The following is a 17,696-nucleotide window of genomic DNA, read 5'->3' on the forward strand; positions in this document are numbered from 1 at the left end:
GATGGTAGTTGGGGGATCTCCCCCTGTGAGAGTAGGACGCTGCCAGGCAATCCGAAGATCAGCTGATATAGCTGGTCTTTTTTTGTGTTGTTTTTAAACCGAAGGTTAAGAATTAAAAAATCAAAATTAATAAATATATCTCACCCAGAATGAGGAGGAACAAGGAGGTCCAGGAAGAGAAGCAGCGAGGAACCGGCATGTGCCTGTACATGAGGACCGGATGAGGGAAGCTGACGAAGAAATCCGCCGGTCATTGCCATTTAGGACCCGGGCACGGAAGTTAAGCTCTTTAGCGCCGAAGGCTTGCCTGCGGGATCTCCCCCTGGGAGAGCAGGATGCTGCCAGGCAAACGAAGAGCAGCTGTTATAGCTGGTTTTTTTGATATTTATTAAAAAGGACCAATCAAATATACTATTGACACCTCATATCCAACCATATTAAAGTTAAACATGTTAATAGTTAAACAGTTGAATTATTAAATAATAGAACTTATTTCAGGCAGGTGAGAGCTCAACATGTCTCAAGAGCATATTAAAGAATTAGTGGATAGGTATATTTCTCTTTCCTTTTCGGTAGCAAAAAAAGGTGAGAATTTAGTAAAGTGTCAGATTGGTGATGATTTAACAAATGATCAGCATTATACCTTAAGGTATATTCATCAGGTCAGTGAGTGTACTTCGACGGAGCTGGCTGAAGTGTTTGAGGTGAAAAAAAGTGCGATCACAGCAATCATTAATCGATTATGGGAAAAAGGACTGATCCAAAGAACTCGTGATCAAAAAGATCGCCGGGTAGTGTACTTAACGCTGACTGATAAAGGAAATATTCTTTTTAGGAAAACGGAAAACAGGATACATAAGCTGGTGGAGTCGTTGATTAATAAGTTTGAACAAGAAGAAATTGAAAAGTTTTTAAAGACATATGAAAAGTTAAATCAGGTTTTGACTGAGAGTAAAGATTATAAGATGGAGGAATAGATGTGGATGTAATAATAAGGAAAAAATGGCTTGTGCTAATTATTTGGATTGCTGCAGTAGTTGGGCTGTTAATCGCTGCTCCTAATATGGCAGAGCTTGTTCGTGAAAAGGGGCAGGTAGATGTACCGGAAGAATATTCTTCAGCGATAGCAGGGAAAATTCTGGATGAAGTTCAAAAACAGAAAGGCGGCGGGGATGAGACTCAGGTTGCCCTCGTATTTCACGATAATAAAAAATTGACAGCAGAAAAAATAAATGAGGCTGAAAAAGCGATTAAAACTTTGGAAGACAAGAAGGATGAATTAGGCATTAAACAGCTTTTAAGTCATTTCAACGATAAAAACTTAAAAGAACAGCTTGTATCAGACGATGGGAAGTCCATTTTGGCCTCCATCAGCATCAGCTGGAAGGATCGTGAGCCAGACGAGGTGAGCGCCGCTTTATACGATACAATAAAAGAATCAAAGGTGGATCATTATTACACAAGCAACTGGATGATCAATGAGGATCTTACCAAAAGCTCAGAGGAAGGGTTAAAGAAAACAGAGGGCATTACGGTTGTCTTTATATTGGTCGTGTTGTTCCTGGTGTTTAGGTCAGTTGTAGCTCCGGTTATTCCATTATTAACGGTAGGGTTTTCATATCTTGCTTCACAATCAATTGTTTCTTTCTTAGTGGATAAGTTTGATTTTCCGATCTCTAATTACACACAGATTTTCTTGGTAGCTGTCTTATTTGGAATTGGAACAGACTATTGTATTTTACTGCTTAGCCGGTTTAAAGAAGAATTACCGCATCATGAAACAATGGCACAAGCGATTGTAGCGACCTATCGTAATGCAGGAAGAACGGTGTTTTTCAGCGGCTTGGCCGTTATGATTGGATTTGCTGCAATTGGTTTCTCTCAATTTAAACTGTATCAATCGGCGGCGGCTGTTGCTGTAGGTGTGGCAATTCTTTTAATTGCCTTGTTTACAATTGTTCCTTTCTTTATGGCGGCCTTGGGTATGAAGATATTCTGGCCATCAAAGAGTAAAGCAGAGCACGGGGAAAGTAGATTATGGGGAGCTGCCGGTCGATTTGCTTTGGCTCGTCCATTGGCAGCCCTGGTTATAGTTGCAATCGTTTGTGTGCCATTTCTCGTTAAATATGACGGAAATTTATCTTTTAATTCATTAGAGGAAATTAGCGGAGATGTACCTTCTATTAAAGCCTTTAATGCAATTGCAGACAGTTTCGGACCTGGGGAATCTATGCCGACGCAAATTATTCTGAAGAATGATGAAAGAATGGATTCTACAGAATATGTCGGCCTGGCAGAGAAGATCAGCCAGGAGCTGGAAAAGGTTGATTTAGTGCATACTGTCCGCTCGGTAACAAGACCGACTGGTGAACCAATTGAAGACTTTTTTGTATCCAAACAGACGAAAAGTCTTGTAGCTGGCCTGGGCGAGGGCAAAGATGGTATCAATCAGATTAGTGAAGGTTTGCATGAAGCAGGCAGTGAGTTATCTAAGTCAGAGCCAGATTTAAAGGAAGCTGTTACAGGAATTGATTCTTTGATTAATGGAACAGGTGAAATTCAGTCTGGATTATCAGATATTCAATTAAATCTTTCGTTAATAGAAAATGGGGTCCGGAAAGGATCCTTAGGTTCGCATGAAATCAAAATGGGATTAGAGCAGGCAAAGTCTGGAGCTGAAGAATTAGCAGCAAATTATAATAAACTGTTAGAGGGCTACCAGCTTGCTGAAACCAACCTAAGCAGCTTAACTTCTAAATATAAACAAATTGGCAGCGGGCTGACGGCATTATCAAGCAGTCTTGCACAGGTTAAGGAAGAAGACTTTACCTACCTGGAAAAGACACATGAAGGCCTAGCAGATGAGAGCCAATATCAAAGGATTAAAGGAACCGTACAAACACTGAAGCAGCAGCTACCTCCGCTTTCGAGCGGCCTGAACCAATTAAACTCAGGACTTGGGCGAATAAGCGGTGGTGTTAAAACGGCTAACTCTGGTTTTGAAAAAGCCGTCATCGGACAGCAGCAAATGGCAGTGGGGCTGGAAAAACTAATTTACGGTATTGAGCAGCAAAAAGCCGGTTTAGACCAGCTGGCTGACGGGCAGGGAAAAATAGTCGATAACTTCCCTAAATTAACTCAAGGCCTTGAAGGGATTAATGGAGGACAAAGACAGCTGCTTGATGGATTCGGAGATTTAACCGGACAATTAGGTCAGTTAACGGAAGGATTAGGTCAAAGTGCCAAAGGGTTAGATCAAGTTTCCGAGGGCCTTGGTTCAGCTCAGAGTTATCTAACAGGGTTGTCTAAATCGGATCAGATGCATAGTTTCTATCTTCCAGAAGAGGTGCTTGAAAGCAAAGATTTTGAACAGTCTCTAGATGTGTATATGTCAAAAGATCGAAAATACATGACCTTGGATGTAATCTTTAAATCAAATCCGTATTCTAATGAATCCATCAACCAGGTGCCGGAAATTGAGGAAGCAGTGAAAAGGGCAACAAAGGATACAAAGCTTGAGAATGCAGTGCTGGCTGTAGGGGGTATTACAAGTATAAATGCAGATTTAGATAAGATGTCAGGCCAGGATTATTCACGAACAGTAGTACTGATGCTGGCGGGTATATCCATCATCCTTGTTTTCCTATTTCGTTCCCTTATTATGCCTGTTTATATTATTGGTTCATTAATTCTAACCTATTACACTTCTATGGCAATGAATGAGGTCTTATTTGTTGATATATTAGGTTTCACCGGCATAAGCTGGGCTGTGCCATTCTTTGGATTCGTCATCTTAGTTGCTTTAGGGGTGGATTACAGCATTTTCTTAATGGACCGCTTTAACGAATATAAAGACATGTCAGTCGCAGAAGCCATGCTGCTTTCAATGAAAAAAATGGGAACAGTTATCATTTCTGCTGTTATTATTCTAGGCGGTACCTTTGCTGCCATGATGCCATCTGGAATGTTATCCTTGCTCCAGATAGCTTCCATCATATTAATAGGCTTGCTTTTGTATGCCTTTATCATTCTTCCCTTGTTAATACCGGTAATGGTTAAAAACTTCGGGGAAGCGAACTGGTGGCCTTTTAAAAGAGGAACAAGCTGATATTCAAAGAGTAATCCACACTGGGTTACTCTTTTTTTTATCCGGGTAAGAATTCGAGTGTGATATTAGAATCAGGACATTAATTGAGTTTCTATACAAATATGGTTAAACTAGAACAAACATTTAAACACGTGAGGTATGCATATGGAAAAAGGAAAGAAAGTAAAATTTGAAGTAGCAGATCATGAATCGATCGACGACTGTCTAACCCGGATGAAAGCAGAAGGATATTCACCTGTCAGAAGGATGGAAGAGCCCATATTTAAAGAAGTAATAAAAGATGGAAAGGTTGAATACGAGCCATTTGGGAGAAGAATTGTTTTTGAAGCAAGAAAAGATGGTTAAAAACCGAACGTTATAGTTATTTTAAAAGATATTGTTCGAAAATAAGTTGACTCACTCTCACAGGATTGATAAGATAAAGACAAGGAAAAATGAAAATGATTAATAACGTTTCTCTCATATAATAGCGGGGATATGGCCCGCAAGTTTCTACCCGATTACCGTTAATAATTGGACTATGAGAGAAGGTAGCAGTGTTTTCGGCGCGCATATTTTCTTAAATCAATGTATTACGCCGGGTAGACTATCTTCTCTCATGGAAGAAGTCTACCCGTTTTTTTATGTTCAAAATAGTTTGGAGGAAAAACAAATGAGACCTCAAGTTGGAGTCATTATGGGAAGTATCTCAGATTGGGATACAATGAAATATGCGTGTGAAGCATTAGAAAGCTTAGAAGTCTCATTTGAAGCTAAAGTTATATCTGCACACCGCACGCCAGATCTTATGTTCGAGTATGCAGAAAGTGCAAGAGACCGCGGGTTGAAAGTAATAATTGCAGGAGCTGGGGGAGCAGCCCATCTGCCCGGCATGACTGCCTCTAAAACGACACTTCCTGTAATCGGAGTGCCAGTGCAGTCTAAGGCGTTAAAAGGTTTGGATTCGCTGTTATCCATAGTTCAGATGCCTGGCGGAATTCCCGTTGCCACAGTTGCAATCGGTAAAGCCGGCGCTGTAAACGCAGGTATTCTGGCAGCACAGATGATAGGCGCCTCGGATGATGCCCTTGCCTTAAGGATCGAAAACATGCGAAAAGAAACCAGAGAAAAGGTGTTAGCAAGCAGTGAACAACTTACATTTTAAAACCATCTTACCGGGGCAGACAATTGGAATCATTGGCGGCGGTCAGCTGGGCCGAATGATGGCATTAGCTGCAAAGGCATCGGGATTTAAAATTGCAGTGCTTGATCCAACAACTAATTGTCCATGCGCACAGGTAGCGGATACCGCCATAACATCAGACTACGATAACCTGGAAGCACTTGAACAGCTGGCTTCAATTAGCGATGTTATTACCTTCGAATTCGAAAATATTAATGCGGAAAGCTTGGAATGGCTGAGAAAGTATGCGTATATTCCCCAGGGAACAGAAATATTAAGAATATCGCAGAACAGAGTGCTGGAGAAAGAGGCTATCCAAAAAGCCGGGGTTTCAGTTGCTCCGTATGCAGTCATAAATGAAGCCTCACAGGTACAGGAAAAGGTAAAAGAGCTCGGATATCCATGTGTGCTTAAAACTGCAACAGGCGGATATGATGGGAAAGGCCAGCATGTAATCCGGGCAGACTCCGATATCGCAGAAGCGGTGGAGCTGCTTCGTAATGGGCAATGTGTGCTGGAGGCCTGGGTTCCTTTTGTAAAGGAAATCTCTGTGATTGTCACTAGAAATGTAAATGGTGATTATACCGTCTTTCCAACGGCTGAGAATATTCACATCCAAAACATCCTGCACCAAACGATTGTCCCTGCAAGGATCAGCGGGCAGGCTTCCAAGGCTGCGGAGGAGAAAGCGATCCAGCTGGCTGAGCATTTAGGACTTACAGGCACGCTTGCTGTTGAAATGTTTTTAACCGAAGACGAGGAAATCGTTATAAATGAAATTGCGCCGAGACCTCATAATTCTGGACACTATACCATGGAAGCCTGCGAAACTTCGCAATTTGAACAGCATGTCAGGGCTGTATGCAACTGGCCTCTTGGCAGCACAGAGCTACTAAAACCGGTTGTAATGGTAAATATCCTGGGTGAACATTTGGCAAAATTGATGGAAGAGATTCCTGTATTAGATAACTGGAAGGTCCATCTTTATGGAAAAAAGGAAGCTAAAGAAAAACGCAAAATGGGGCATGTGAATATTTTGCGGAATTCAGTGGATGATGCACTAAGAGAAGCAGGCTTGAGCAAGATCTGGCAAGCTTAATATTGAACGGGGGATTTACATGATTGAACGTTACACAAGACCTGAAATGGGCCGAATTTGGACAGAAGAAAATCGATTTAATGCATGGCTTGAGGTAGAAATCCTGGCATGTGAAGCATGGGCAGAATTAGGCGCTATCCCAAAAGAGGATGTAGCTATACTTAGAGAAAAGGCATCCTTCGATGTAAATCGAATTAAGGAAATTGAAGAAGAAACACGTCATGATGTTGTTGCTTTTACAAGAGCGGTTTCTGAAACACTCGGCGAAGAGCGTAAATGGGTTCATTACGGCTTAACTTCAACAGACGTTGTAGATACAGCTTTATCATACGTATTAAAGCAAGCTAATGAAATTCTTCTTAAGGATATTGAGAACTTTGTTGAAATCCTGAAAAACAAGGCGCAGGAACATAAATATACCGTTATGATGGGCCGTACACATGGTGTCCATGCAGAGCCGACTACATTCGGGCTAAAGCTGGCACTATGGTATGAAGAGATGAAACGAAATCTGGATCGTTTTAAAGATGCGGCTAGAGGAATTGAATTTGGGAAGATTTCTGGCGCTGTCGGCACTTACGCGAATATTGATCCTTTCGTTGAACAATACGTATGCGAGAAATTAGGCCTGCAGGCTGCACCTATTTCAACGCAGACACTTCAGCGCGACCGCCATGCGCATTATATGGGTACACTGGCTTTAATTGCGACTTCCGTTGAAAAATTTGCGGTTGAAATCAGAGGCCTTCAGAAGAGTGAAACACGTGAGGTGGAAGAGTATTTTGCAAAGGGCCAAAAAGGATCTTCGGCGATGCCGCATAAGCGTAATCCAATCGGATCTGAAAACATGACCGGTCTTGCCCGTGTGATCCGCGGCTTCATGATGACGGCTTATGACAATGTTCCACTGTGGCATGAACGGGATATTTCCCACTCTTCTGCTGAACGTATTATCCTGCCAGACGCGACGATTGCCTTAAATTACATGTTAAATCGTTTTGGAAATATCGTGAAGAACTTAACGGTATTCCCAGAGAACATGAAGCGCAATATGGACCGCACACTTGGCCTGATTTATTCACAGCGAGTACTGCTTGCGCTGATTGATAAAGGGCTTGTCCGCGAAGAGGCATATGATACTGTGCAGCCAAAAGCCATGGAAGCATGGGAAAAGCAGGTGCAGTTCCGTACGCTGATTGAGGAAGATGATAAAATTTCAAGCCTTCTATCTCCAGAAGAAATAGCCGATTGCTTCGACTACAATTACCATTTAAAGAATGTAGACGTCATATTTGACCGCGTAGGTCTTTAACTAAAAATAGTTTGGCTGCTTGACCAAGGATGGCAGCCAAACTATTTAATCTCAATATTCCTAATATTCCTAAACTTCGGAGGGGAAAAACATGCAAAAAGGTACTTTATTGTACGAGGGAAAAGCGAAAAAGATCTATTCAACAGAAGAAGAAAAAATCGTTTGGATCGAATACAAAGATTCTGCCACAGCTTTTAACGGTGAAAAAAAGGCAGAAATCGAAGGTAAAGGAATACTAAATAACGAGATTACTAGTTTACTGTTTTTAAAGCTTGATGAAGCCGGCATTCCATCACACTTTATTAAAAAGATATCGGACCGTGAACAGCTTGTACAAAGAGTCGATATCATTCCGCTTGAAGTGGTCGTTAGAAACTTTTCGGCAGGAAGCCTTGCAAAGCGTTTGGGAATAGAAGAGGGAATTCAATTCAAACAGCCAATCGTAGAGTTTTACTACAAAGACGATTCTCTTGGGGATCCCTTGATTATCGATGCACATATCAGAGAATTAGAGATTGCGAGTTCGGATGAATTAATAAAATTAAAAGAACATGCTGTAAAAGTGAATGCAGTTTTATCAAGCTTTTTTGAGGAAATTGGTATCCGGCTTGTCGATTTTAAGCTGGAGTTTGGAAAAACGGCAGAAGGAAATATCCTGCTTGCAGATGAAGTTTCACCTGATACCTGCCGCCTATGGGACCTGGAGACAAATGAAAAGCTCGATAAGGATGTATTCCGAAGAGATTTAGGCAGCTTAACTGATGCATATGAAAACATACTTACAAGACTAGGGGGACGTCTTCATGTATAAAGTAAAAGTTTATGTAACATTAAGGGAAAGTGTTTTAGATCCGCAGGGTACAGCGGTGAAAGGATCTCTTCACAGCATGTCTTACAATGAAGTCCAGGATGTTCGGATTGGAAAGTACCTGGAGCTTACGATTGAAAAATCAAACCGCGACCTCGATGACCTGGTTAGGGAAATGTGCGAAAGACTTCTTGCGAACACAGTGATTGAAGATTACAGATACGAGGTTGAGGAGGTAGTCGCCCAGTGAAATTTGCAGTCATCGTGTTTCCCGGTTCTAACTGTGATGTAGATATGTTCCACGCGATTAAGGATGAGCTGGGTGCTGAAGCAGAATATGTATGGCACTCAGAAGGAAGCCTTGACGGGTACGATGGAGTTCTTCTTCCAGGAGGATTTTCGTATGGTGACTATCTTCGCTCCGGCGCGATTGCGCGCTTCTCAAATGTGATGAATGAAGTAGTCAAGGCGGCTGAAGCCGGCAAACCTGTTCTGGGAGTATGCAATGGATTTCAGATCCTTTTGGAAGCTGGACTGCTTCCCGGCGCTATGCGCAGGAATCAGAATCTGAAGTTTATGTGCCGTACTGTTCAATTAAAAGTAGAAAATGCAGATACCCTTTTTACACTTGGTTACGAGCAGGGTGAAGTGATTCAGATTCCAATTGCGCATGGAGAAGGCAATTATTATTGTAATGAAGAAACGCTTATAAAGCTTGAAGAGAACAAACAGATTGCGTTTACCTATCATGGGGAGAACCCGAACGGAAGCCTGGCAGATATTGCTGGCATCACAAATGAAAAAGGCAACGTTCTTGGAATGATGCCTCACCCTGAACGTGCCGTGGATACTCTTTTAGGCAGTGCTGATGGGTTAAGGCTGTTTCAATCGATAGTAAAACATTGGAGGGAATCTCATGTCGTTATTGCTTGAACCAAATCCTGAATTAATCAAATCAGAAAGAATTTATGCAGAAATGGGATTATCGGATGATGAATTTGCGATGGTTGAGAATACCCTTGGCCGTCTTCCTAACTATACAGAGCTTGGATTGTTTTCGGTTATGTGGTCTGAGCATTGCAGCTACAAAAACTCAAAACCCGTATTAAGAAAATTTCCGACTACTGGAGAAAAAGTGCTGCAAGGTCCAGGCGAGGGTGCCGGAATTGTGGATATCGGCGATAATCAGGCGGTTGTTTTCAAGATAGAAAGCCATAACCATCCATCGGCTATTGAGCCGTATCAGGGTGCTGCTACAGGTGTAGGCGGAATTATCCGTGATGTATTTTCTATGGGTGCCCGCCCGATCGCACTTCTTAATTCCCTTCGTTTTGGGGAGCTTAAGTCAGCTAGAGGTAAATATTTATTTAAAGAAGTGGTAGCTGGTATTGCTGGATACGGAAACTGCATCGGGATTCCAACTGTCGGCGGGGAAATACAGTTTGATTCTTCCTATGAAGGAAACCCGCTTGTTAACGCTATGTGCGTCGGGCTTATTAATCACGAAGATATTAAAAAAGGCCAGGCTCACGGTGTAGGAAATACCGTTATGTATGTCGGCGCTAAAACAGGGCGCGACGGCATCCATGGGGCAACGTTTGCTTCTGAGGAACTGACTGATGCCTCGGAAGAAAAACGCCCGGCAGTGCAAGTGGGAGATCCATTTATGGAGAAACTTCTTCTTGAAGCTTGTCTGGAACTGATCCATTCAGATGCCCTCATTGGCATACAGGATATGGGAGCAGCAGGTCTTACAAGCTCTTCTGCTGAAATGGCAAGTAAAGCCGGATCTGGTATTGAAATGAACCTGGATCTTGTGCCGCAGCGGGAGACAGGTATGTCAGCTTACGAAATGATGCTTTCTGAATCTCAGGAACGCATGCTGATTGTTGTCACGAAAGGCCGTGAACAAGAAATCGTAGATTTATTTTCTAAATATGAATTAGAAGCGGTATCGATTGGAACCGTTACAGATGACCAAAAGCTCCGCCTGGTTCACAAAGGGGAAGTAGTGGCAGATGTACCGGTTGATGCACTTGCAGAAGAGGCCCCTGTTTACAACAAGCCATCGTCTGAACCGGCATTTTACCGCGAGTTTCAGGAAATGGAGGTTTCCGCTCCAGTTATAGAAGATTATTCTGAAACGTTGAAAAATCTGCTGTCCCAGCCGACTATCGCTAGTAAAGAATGGGTCTATGATCAATACGATTATATGGTGAGGACCAATACGGTTGTCGCGCCAGGGTCAGATGCAGCGGTTGTCAGGATCCGTGAAACGAATAAGGCGCTGGCTATGACGACTGATTGTAATTCCCGATACTTGTACCTTGATCCTGAGGCCGGCGGTAAAATTGCTGTAGCGGAAGCAGCACGGAATATTGTCTGCTCAGGAGCCGAGCCGCTGGCGATTACGGACTGCTTGAACTTCGGAAACCCGGAGAAGCCTGAGATTTTCTGGCAGATTGAAAAAGCCGTTGATGGCATGAGTGAGGCCTGCCGGACTTTAAGCACTCCGGTTATTGGCGGAAATGTTTCCCTTTATAACGAAACAAATGGGGAAGCGGTATATCCTACCCCTGTTGTAGGGATGGTTGGATTAGTCCATGATGTTAGACATATCACGACTCAAAGCTTTAAACAGTCAGGGGATCTTATATATGTAATTGGTGAAACAAAAGAAGAGTTTGGCGGAAGCGAGCTCCAGAAAATGCTGTCTGGCAAAATTTTTGGAAAAGCTCCTGAAATTGACCTTGAGGTTGAACTGAAAAGGCAGAAACAGCTGCTTACAGCAATTCAAGGCGGCTTAGTGGCATCAGCGCATGACATAGCTGAAGGCGGTTTTGCGGTTGCGGTTGCAGAATCTTTATTTGGAGAAAAGCAATTAGGTGCAGATGTAACGATTTCTGGCCATGCAGCGGCAGCGCTTTTCAGCGAAACACAGTCCCGCTTCCTGATTTCAGTACGTCCGGAGAATCAAACAGAATTTGAAGAGCTAGTAGAGGATGCGAATTTGATCGGTAAAGTTACGGATGTACCAGAATTAACGATTTCTGACAGCGGCCGCCAGCCAATTGTAACTGAGAGCGTAAACGAATTATTTACAGCTTGGAAAGGAGCAATCCCATGCTTGCTGAGTTAAAGGGCTTGAATGAAGAATGCGGTGTTTTTGGAGTCTGGGGACATCCGGATGCGGCACAAATCACGTATTATGGCCTGCATGCTTTGCAGCATCGAGGGCAGGAAGGCGCTGGCATTGTTGTCAAAGATGAAACCGGCCTAAAGTGTGTGAAAGGTGAAGGGCTGGTGACCGAGGTTTTTAGTTCCGATAAGATTGAGCAGTTAAACGGTACAGCTGCCATCGGGCATGTGCGCTATGCAACAGCTGGAGGGGGCGGCCTTGAAAATGTGCAGCCGCTCTTGTTCCGTTCTCAAACAGGAAGCCTTGCCATCGCACATAACGGGAACCTGGTGAACGCGACTCACCTGAAGCACCAGCTTGAGGGGCAGGGAAGTATTTTTCAAACAACCTCGGATACAGAGGTTCTTGCTCACTTAATTAAACGTTCAGGATTTTCGGACCTGAAAGAAAAGAAGAAAAATGCTCTAAGCATGCTAAAGGGAGCTTACGCTTTTCTGACCATGACAGAAAACGAACTAATAGTGGCATTAGATCCAAATGGCCTGCGTCCCCTTTCGCTCGGGCGCCTAGGCGGAGCCTATGTTCTTGCATCTGAAACCTGTGCTCTTGACATTGTAGGCGCTGAATTTTTAAGGGATGTTCAGCCTGGTGAAATTCTTCTCATTAATGATGAAGGCATCAAGTCTGAGCGCTTCGCGATGAATGTTAACCGTTCAATGTGTACCATGGAATATATTTATTTTTCCCGTCCGGATAGCAATGTGGATGGAATCAATGTTCATACAGCAAGAAAAAATCTGGGCAAGCAGCTTGCGCTCGAAGTACCGATTGAAGCTGATGTAGTAACAGGTGTGCCTGATTCAAGTATTTCTGTTGCTATCGGCTATGCGGAAGCGACCGGAATTCCTTATGAAATGGGTCTGATCAAAAACCGTTATGTCGGAAGAACGTTTATTCAGCCTTCACAGTCATTGCGCGAGCAGGGTGTGAAAATGAAATTGGCACCTGTCCGCGGAGTAGTTGAAGGAAAACGGGTTGTTATGGTGGATGACTCTATAGTACGGGGAACAACAAGCAGGCGAATCGTAAATATGCTGAAAGAAGCTGGCGCAACAGAGGTGCATGTGGTCATCAGTTCTCCTCCCATTATTAACCCTTGTTTTTACGGAATTGATACATCATCAAGGGAGGAGCTTATCGCTTCATCTAACTCTGTGGAAGAAATCCGAGAGCTTATAGGAGCAGATTCCTTAACATTCCTTTCCGTGGAGGGCACGATCAAAGCAATCGGACGACCATTTGAAGGAGGGGGCCAATGTATGGCCTGCTTCAACGGCAAATATCCGACCGAAATATACGAAGAACTAGAAAACTACCAAAAATGCTGATTGGCTTATGACCTCGAGGGTCTAGGCGCTCGAGTTATATTCAAAACCTAGTAGAAAAACAGGAGGTCCTTCAATGGCTAATGCATATAAAGCGGCAGGAGTGGATATAGAAGCAGGGTATGAGGCTGTTAATCGGATGAAGAAGCATGTGAAGCGAACGATGAGGCCTGAGGTGCTGAGCGGGCTGGGAGGGTTTGGCGGTATGTTCGATTTATCTGCTCTTCAGCTAAAGGAGCCGGTCCTTGTTTCAGGTACCGATGGGGTCGGGACTAAACTGATGCTTGCTTTCATGCTGGATAAACACGATACGATTGGCATTGACTGTGTGGCCATGTGTGTCAATGATATTGTCGTACAAGGTGCAGAGCCTATCTACTTTCTTGATTACATTGCCTGCGGGAAAGCAGAACCAGCGAAAATAGAGGCAATTGTTAAGGGGATATCAGATGGATGTGAACAAGCTGGCTGCGCGCTGGTCGGCGGCGAGACAGCTGAAATGCCTGGAATGTACGATGAGGAAGAATATGATCTTGCAGGGTTTGCTGTAGGGGCAGTTGAAAAGTCCAAGCTTGTGACTGGAAAAGAAATTTCGGCGGGTGACATTCTGATCGGACTATCTTCAAGCGGCATCCACAGCAACGGGTATTCACTTGTTCGTAAAATACTGCTTCAAGATCACAGTTTACATCTCGAGGATTATGTAGAAGAACTTGGATGTACATTAGGCGAAGAACTCCTCCGCCCGACTAAAATCTACGTTAAGACAATTGTCGAATCACTAAAGAGCTATTCCATAACAGGCATGGCCCATATTACAGGCGGCGGATTTATTGAAAATATACCAAGAATGCTTACAGATGGACTCGGAACAGAAATACAAAAAGGAAGCTGGGATGTTAACCCTATCTTTACCTTTCTTCAGGAAAAAGGAAATCTAAAAGAAGAGGAAATGTTTAATATTTTCAATATGGGTATCGGTATGGTGATTTCAGTTAAAGCAGAGGAAGCAGCAGATCTGGCAGACTTTTTTAATGCCAATGGCGAAAAGGCATATGTGATTGGAAAAGTCGTACAAGGTGAAGGTGTTTCCTTTACAGGAGAGATTGTATGAGAAAAATAGCGGTATTTGCATCTGGAAGCGGCAGCAACTTTGAATCGATAGCAAATGCAATACAAGTAAAGCAGCTTAATGCGGAAATCAGCCTGCTTGTATGTGATAATCCAAAAGCATATGTTATTCAAAGGGCGAAACAGCAACAAATACCAGCCTTTATTTTTTCGCCAAAGGATTATGAAAATAAAGAGGCCTTTGAAACGAGAATTCTAGATAAATTGGAAGAATATCAGGTGGATTTCATTGTCCTGGCTGGATATATGAGATTAATAGGATCCACTTTGCTATCAGCCTATTCAAAAAGGATCGTTAATATTCATCCATCACTGCTGCCATCTTTTCCAGGCAAAGATGCAATTGGCCAGGCCTTTCAAGCAGGTGTGAAAGTAACGGGGGTAACGGTCCATTTTGTAGACGAAGGGATGGATACGGGCCCGATTATTGCACAAAAAGCCGTCGATGTTCGGAATGGCGATACAAGGGATACACTGCAGGCTAGAATACAGGAAGTAGAGCACCGCTTATTTCCAGCAGTACTGCAGGAGCTATTACAAAAGCAACTTATGGAGGGATTACAGGAATGTCTAAGCGAGCGTTAATTAGTGTTTCGGATAAAACAGGAATAGTGGACTTTGCCAAAGGTCTGAAGGCAGCAGGATTTGAAATTATTTCAACAGGCGGAACAAAAAAGACCCTTATGGAACAAGGTGTTGAAGTAATAGGAATCAGCGATGTAACCGGTTTTCCGGAAATATTGGACGGGCGGGTAAAGACACTTCATCCCAATGTACATGGAGCACTGCTAGCGAAGCATGGAGAAAAAGATCATCAGGAACAGCTGGAAGAACATCAGATCAAACCCATTCAACTGGTTTGTGTTAATCTCTATCCTTTCCAACAAACCATATCAAAGCCGGATGTTACGGCCGTGGATGCCATTGAAAATATTGATATTGGCGGACCCACTATGCTTCGGTCCTCTGCGAAAAACCATGAGTACGTAACAGTAGTTGTGGATCCTTCCGATTATAATTCCATCCTCGATGAATTAAATAATGGCGGCGAGGTACAAAGCTCAACGAGACGAAAGCTTGCCGCTAAAGTATTCCGCCATACCGCAGCATACGATGCAGTTATTTCAGAATATATGACTAAGCTTGCTGAAGAAGAAGATCCAGAAAGCTACACAGTTACATTCGAATTGAAACAGCCGCTTCGCTACGGTGAAAATCCACACCAGAAAGCTGCCTTCTATAAAAAACCGCTTGGATCAAAGTTTTCACTCGCTTATGCCGAGCAGCTTCATGGCAAGGAGCTTTCTTATAACAACATTAATGATGCGGATGCCTCACTTCAAATTGTGAAAGAATTTGATTCGCCGGCAGCTGTTGCAGTAAAACATATGAATCCTTGCGGAGTTGGGACTGGCAGCACCATCTCAGAGGCTTTCCAAAAAGCATTCGAGGCAGATCCTACCTCTATATTTGGAGGCATTGTTGCATTAAACCGCGAGGTGGACCGCGAAACAGCCGCAAAGCTTCATGAAATTTTCTTAGAAATCGTCATCGCACCATCTTTCTCTAAAGAAGCTTTAGACATTTTAACAAGTAAGAAAAACCTGCGCTTATTAACAGTATCCTTCGAGGGGAATAAGGCTCCCGAAAAGAAGGTTACCTCCGTTGAAGGCGGTCTGCTCGTCCAGGACATGGACGCTTATGGTTTGAATGAGGCAGACATTAAAGTTCCAACAAAGCGCCAGCCGACAGACGAGGAATGGGAAGCTCTTAAGCTGGGCTGGAAAACTGTAAAGCATGTTAAATCAAACGCTATTGTCGTCAGCGATCAAACTATGACGCTGGGAATCGGTGCAGGGCAGATGAACCGGGTCGGCTCTGCCAAAATCGCCTTGGAGCAGGCAGGAGAAAAAGCCCGCGGAGCTGCCATGGCCTCCGATGCGTTTTTCCCGATGGATGATACCGTAGAAGCAGCAGCACAAGCTGGAGTTACAGCGATCATTCAGCCAGGCGGATCGGTACGTGATGAGGATTCTATTAAAAAAGCGGATGAGTATGGAATTGCCATGGTCTTCACAGGCATCAGACATTTTAAACATTAAAACAAGGGGTGATCTCTTGAAGGTTTTAATAATTGGACAAGGCGGCCGTGAACACGCCGTCGCAGCTAAATTTAAAGACAGCAGCAGAGTCGAGAAGGTGTACGCAGCTCCAGGAAACCCGGGCATGAAGGATGCTGCGGAATTGGTGCCTATCAATGAAAATGAGCATGAAGAATTGATTGCCTTCGCCCGGTTGAATGAGATTGATTTAACCTTTATAGGACCAGAGGTACCGCTGTTAAATGGGATTGTAAATGACTTTGAGGCTGCCGGGCTAACTGTTTTTGGCCCCCGTTCGAGCGCCGCAGAAATTGAAGGAAGCAAATCCTTCGCCAAGGATTTAATGAAAAAGTACAATATCCCTACTTCTGACTATCAAACCTTTTCTTCCTTTGAAGAAGCAAAAGTTTATATCGAAAAAAAGGGCGTTCCCATTGTTATTAAAGCAAATGGACTTGCAGCCGGGAAAGGCGTAGTCGTAGCCGAAACAATGAAGGAGGCAGAAGATGCTCTCCGCGGAATGCTTGTAGAGGATAAGTTTGGGGAATCATCAGCAAGTGTAGTAATCGAAGATTTTTTAACGGGAGAAGAGTTTTCTTTAATGGCTTTTGTAAATGGCGAAAAAGTGTATCCTATGGTCATTGCCCAGGATCACAAGCGTGCATTTGACGGTGACAAAGGTCCGAATACTGGCGGAATGGGTGCCTATTCTCCAGTCCCTCAGATTCCTGAAGAAACCATCAGCGAGGCTGTCCAAACCGTCCTTATTCCTGCTGCAGCAGCGATGGTAAAAGAAGAGCGGCCTTTTAAAGGGATCTTATATGCAGGGCTGATGGCGACCGAACAAGGGCCGAAAGTGATTGAATTCAATGCCCGGTTTGGTGACCCGGAAACACAGGTTGTCCTTCCCAGGCTGAAATCCGATTTGGCTGATGTAATGGAAGCCGTGCTAAAAGGAGCCGATCTGCAAATTGAATGGCACGAGGAAGAAGCTGTGGTCGGTGTGGTTCTTGCTTCTAAAGGATATCCTGCTCAGTATGAAAAGGGTCATATCATTTCACTTCCTGTAACGCAAGCCGAAGATACGGCAGTTTTTCATGCTGGAACAACCATTAATGACCAGGGTGAATTCATAACAAACGGAGGCAGAGTACTGCTGGTTTCAGCAAAGGCATCTACTCTTGAGACAGCCCAGGAAAAAGCTTATGAAGAAGTCCGGAAAATAAAGTGTGACGGTCTGTACTATAGGAGAGACATTGGAAACAAAGCGATTTTAAAAGAGCATATCGTATAAACCACCAATAAAGAGCGGATCCGAGCCAGCAGCTTAAGGATCCGCTCTTTTTTCTTTTAAAGAAGAAATCCAGAATAAAAAAGCTGCTTTAATAAAAGCATAAATATAACATGGGGATCATTTACCCCCTTCAGCCGGGATCTTTGACAGAATTAA

The 17,696-nt window shown here is 43.5% G+C and carries 15 protein-coding genes and 1 riboswitch; all 15 genes read left to right on the forward strand.

The window, feature by feature from the left end; genetic code table 11:
* Positions 1–515: 515 nt before the first annotated feature.
* The 15 genes from JOC77_RS10055 (at position 516) to purD (ending at position 17,540) form a co-directional block, all read left to right on the forward strand.
* Entirely contained in the window at positions 516–977 is a 462-nt protein-coding gene (locus tag JOC77_RS10055) for a MarR family winged helix-turn-helix transcriptional regulator (protein ID WP_204542650.1), read from the forward strand.
* A 2-nt stretch (positions 978–979) separates the two neighbouring features.
* A complete protein-coding gene (locus tag JOC77_RS10060) occupies positions 980–4,108 on the forward strand; it encodes an MMPL family transporter (protein ID WP_204542652.1) in 3,129 nt (1,042 codons plus the stop codon).
* A gap of 144 nt (positions 4,109–4,252) precedes the next feature.
* Complete coding sequence (locus JOC77_RS10065) at positions 4,253–4,453, forward strand: NETI motif-containing protein (protein WP_377337460.1); 201 nt, start codon at positions 4,253–4,255, stop codon at positions 4,451–4,453.
* A 94-nt stretch (positions 4,454–4,547) separates the two neighbouring features.
* Positions 4,548–4,649, forward strand: a riboswitch (purine riboswitch).
* Between the two features lie 111 nt (positions 4,650–4,760).
* Positions 4,761–5,252: a 5-(carboxyamino)imidazole ribonucleotide mutase gene (purE, locus tag JOC77_RS10070; protein WP_204542656.1), complete on the forward strand. Its 492-nt coding sequence runs from the start codon at positions 4,761–4,763 to the stop codon at positions 5,250–5,252.
* A complete protein-coding gene (gene purK / locus JOC77_RS10075) occupies positions 5,233–6,369 on the forward strand; it encodes a 5-(carboxyamino)imidazole ribonucleotide synthase (RefSeq protein ID WP_204542658.1) in 1,137 nt (378 codons plus the stop codon). Before purE ends, purK begins: the two co-directional genes overlap by 20 nt.
* 19 nt (positions 6,370–6,388) lie before the next feature.
* Positions 6,389–7,681, forward strand: coding sequence for an adenylosuccinate lyase (purB, locus tag JOC77_RS10080; protein ID WP_204542660.1), 1,293 nt, complete (start codon positions 6,389–6,391; stop codon positions 7,679–7,681).
* Between the two features lie 91 nt (positions 7,682–7,772).
* Positions 7,773–8,492 carry a phosphoribosylaminoimidazolesuccinocarboxamide synthase gene (gene purC / locus JOC77_RS10085; RefSeq protein ID WP_204542662.1) on the forward strand — a complete coding sequence of 240 codons (720 nt, stop codon included), beginning with the start codon at positions 7,773–7,775 and terminating at the stop codon, positions 8,490–8,492.
* The gene (purS, locus tag JOC77_RS10090; RefSeq protein ID WP_204542668.1) at positions 8,485–8,739 is read left to right on the forward strand and encodes a phosphoribosylformylglycinamidine synthase subunit PurS; all 255 of its coding nucleotides are present in this window, start codon (positions 8,485–8,487) and stop codon (positions 8,737–8,739) included. The genes purC and purS overlap by 8 nt, the downstream gene beginning before the upstream one ends.
* The gene (purQ, locus tag JOC77_RS10095; RefSeq protein ID WP_204542670.1) at positions 8,736–9,422 is read left to right on the forward strand and encodes a phosphoribosylformylglycinamidine synthase subunit PurQ; all 687 of its coding nucleotides are present in this window, start codon (positions 8,736–8,738) and stop codon (positions 9,420–9,422) included. Before purS ends, purQ begins: the two co-directional genes overlap by 4 nt.
* Positions 9,406–11,628, forward strand: coding sequence for a phosphoribosylformylglycinamidine synthase subunit PurL (purL, locus tag JOC77_RS10100; protein WP_204542672.1), 2,223 nt, complete (start codon positions 9,406–9,408; stop codon positions 11,626–11,628). Before purQ ends, purL begins: the two co-directional genes overlap by 17 nt.
* A complete protein-coding gene (purF, locus tag JOC77_RS10105) occupies positions 11,613–13,016 on the forward strand; it encodes an amidophosphoribosyltransferase (protein WP_204542674.1) in 1,404 nt (467 codons plus the stop codon). Before purL ends, purF begins: the two co-directional genes overlap by 16 nt.
* 73 nt (positions 13,017–13,089) lie before the next feature.
* Positions 13,090–14,127, forward strand: coding sequence for a phosphoribosylformylglycinamidine cyclo-ligase (purM, locus tag JOC77_RS10110; protein WP_204542676.1), 1,038 nt, complete (start codon positions 13,090–13,092; stop codon positions 14,125–14,127).
* Entirely contained in the window at positions 14,124–14,729 is a 606-nt protein-coding gene (purN, locus tag JOC77_RS10115) for a phosphoribosylglycinamide formyltransferase (protein WP_204542678.1), read from the forward strand. The genes purM and purN overlap by 4 nt, the downstream gene beginning before the upstream one ends.
* Positions 14,711–16,246, forward strand: coding sequence for a bifunctional phosphoribosylaminoimidazolecarboxamide formyltransferase/IMP cyclohydrolase (gene purH, locus JOC77_RS10120; RefSeq protein ID WP_204542680.1), 1,536 nt, complete (start codon positions 14,711–14,713; stop codon positions 16,244–16,246). The genes purN and purH overlap by 19 nt, the downstream gene beginning before the upstream one ends.
* A gap of 16 nt (positions 16,247–16,262) precedes the next feature.
* Positions 16,263–17,540 (forward strand): phosphoribosylamine--glycine ligase, encoded by a 1,278-nt coding sequence (gene purD / locus JOC77_RS10125; protein ID WP_204542682.1) that lies wholly within the window; start codon positions 16,263–16,265, stop codon positions 17,538–17,540.
* Positions 17,541–17,696 lie beyond the last annotated feature (156 nt).

It is taken from the genome of Peribacillus deserti (assembly GCF_016909175.1).
GTDB classification, from domain to species: Bacteria; Bacillota; Bacilli; order Bacillales; family DSM-1321; genus Paraperibacillus; species Paraperibacillus deserti.

Bases quoted from the DNA above. Each gene is read 5' to 3' on its own strand.
- purL (WP_204542672.1), top strand. From the start codon at position 9,406: ATGTCGTTATTGCTTGAACCAAATCCTGAATTAATCAAATCAGAAAGA.
- purM (WP_204542676.1), top strand. From the start codon at position 13,090: ATGGCTAATGCATATAAAGCGGCAGGAGTGGATATAGAAGCAGGGTAT.
- purE (WP_204542656.1), top strand. From the start codon at position 4,761: ATGAGACCTCAAGTTGGAGTCATTATGGGAAGTATCTCAGATTGGGAT.
- purH (WP_204542680.1), top strand. From the start codon at position 14,711: ATGTCTAAGCGAGCGTTAATTAGTGTTTCGGATAAAACAGGAATAGTG.
- purB (WP_204542660.1), top strand. From the start codon at position 6,389: ATGATTGAACGTTACACAAGACCTGAAATGGGCCGAATTTGGACAGAA.
- purS (WP_204542668.1), top strand. From the start codon at position 8,485: ATGTATAAAGTAAAAGTTTATGTAACATTAAGGGAAAGTGTTTTAGAT.
- purC (WP_204542662.1), top strand. From the start codon at position 7,773: ATGCAAAAAGGTACTTTATTGTACGAGGGAAAAGCGAAAAAGATCTAT.
- JOC77_RS10065 (WP_377337460.1), top strand. From the start codon at position 4,253: ATGGAAAAAGGAAAGAAAGTAAAATTTGAAGTAGCAGATCATGAATCG.
- JOC77_RS10055 (WP_204542650.1), top strand. From the start codon at position 516: ATGTCTCAAGAGCATATTAAAGAATTAGTGGATAGGTATATTTCTCTT.
- purF (WP_204542674.1), top strand. From the start codon at position 11,613: ATGCTTGCTGAGTTAAAGGGCTTGAATGAAGAATGCGGTGTTTTTGGA.
- purN (WP_204542678.1), top strand. From the start codon at position 14,124: ATGAGAAAAATAGCGGTATTTGCATCTGGAAGCGGCAGCAACTTTGAA.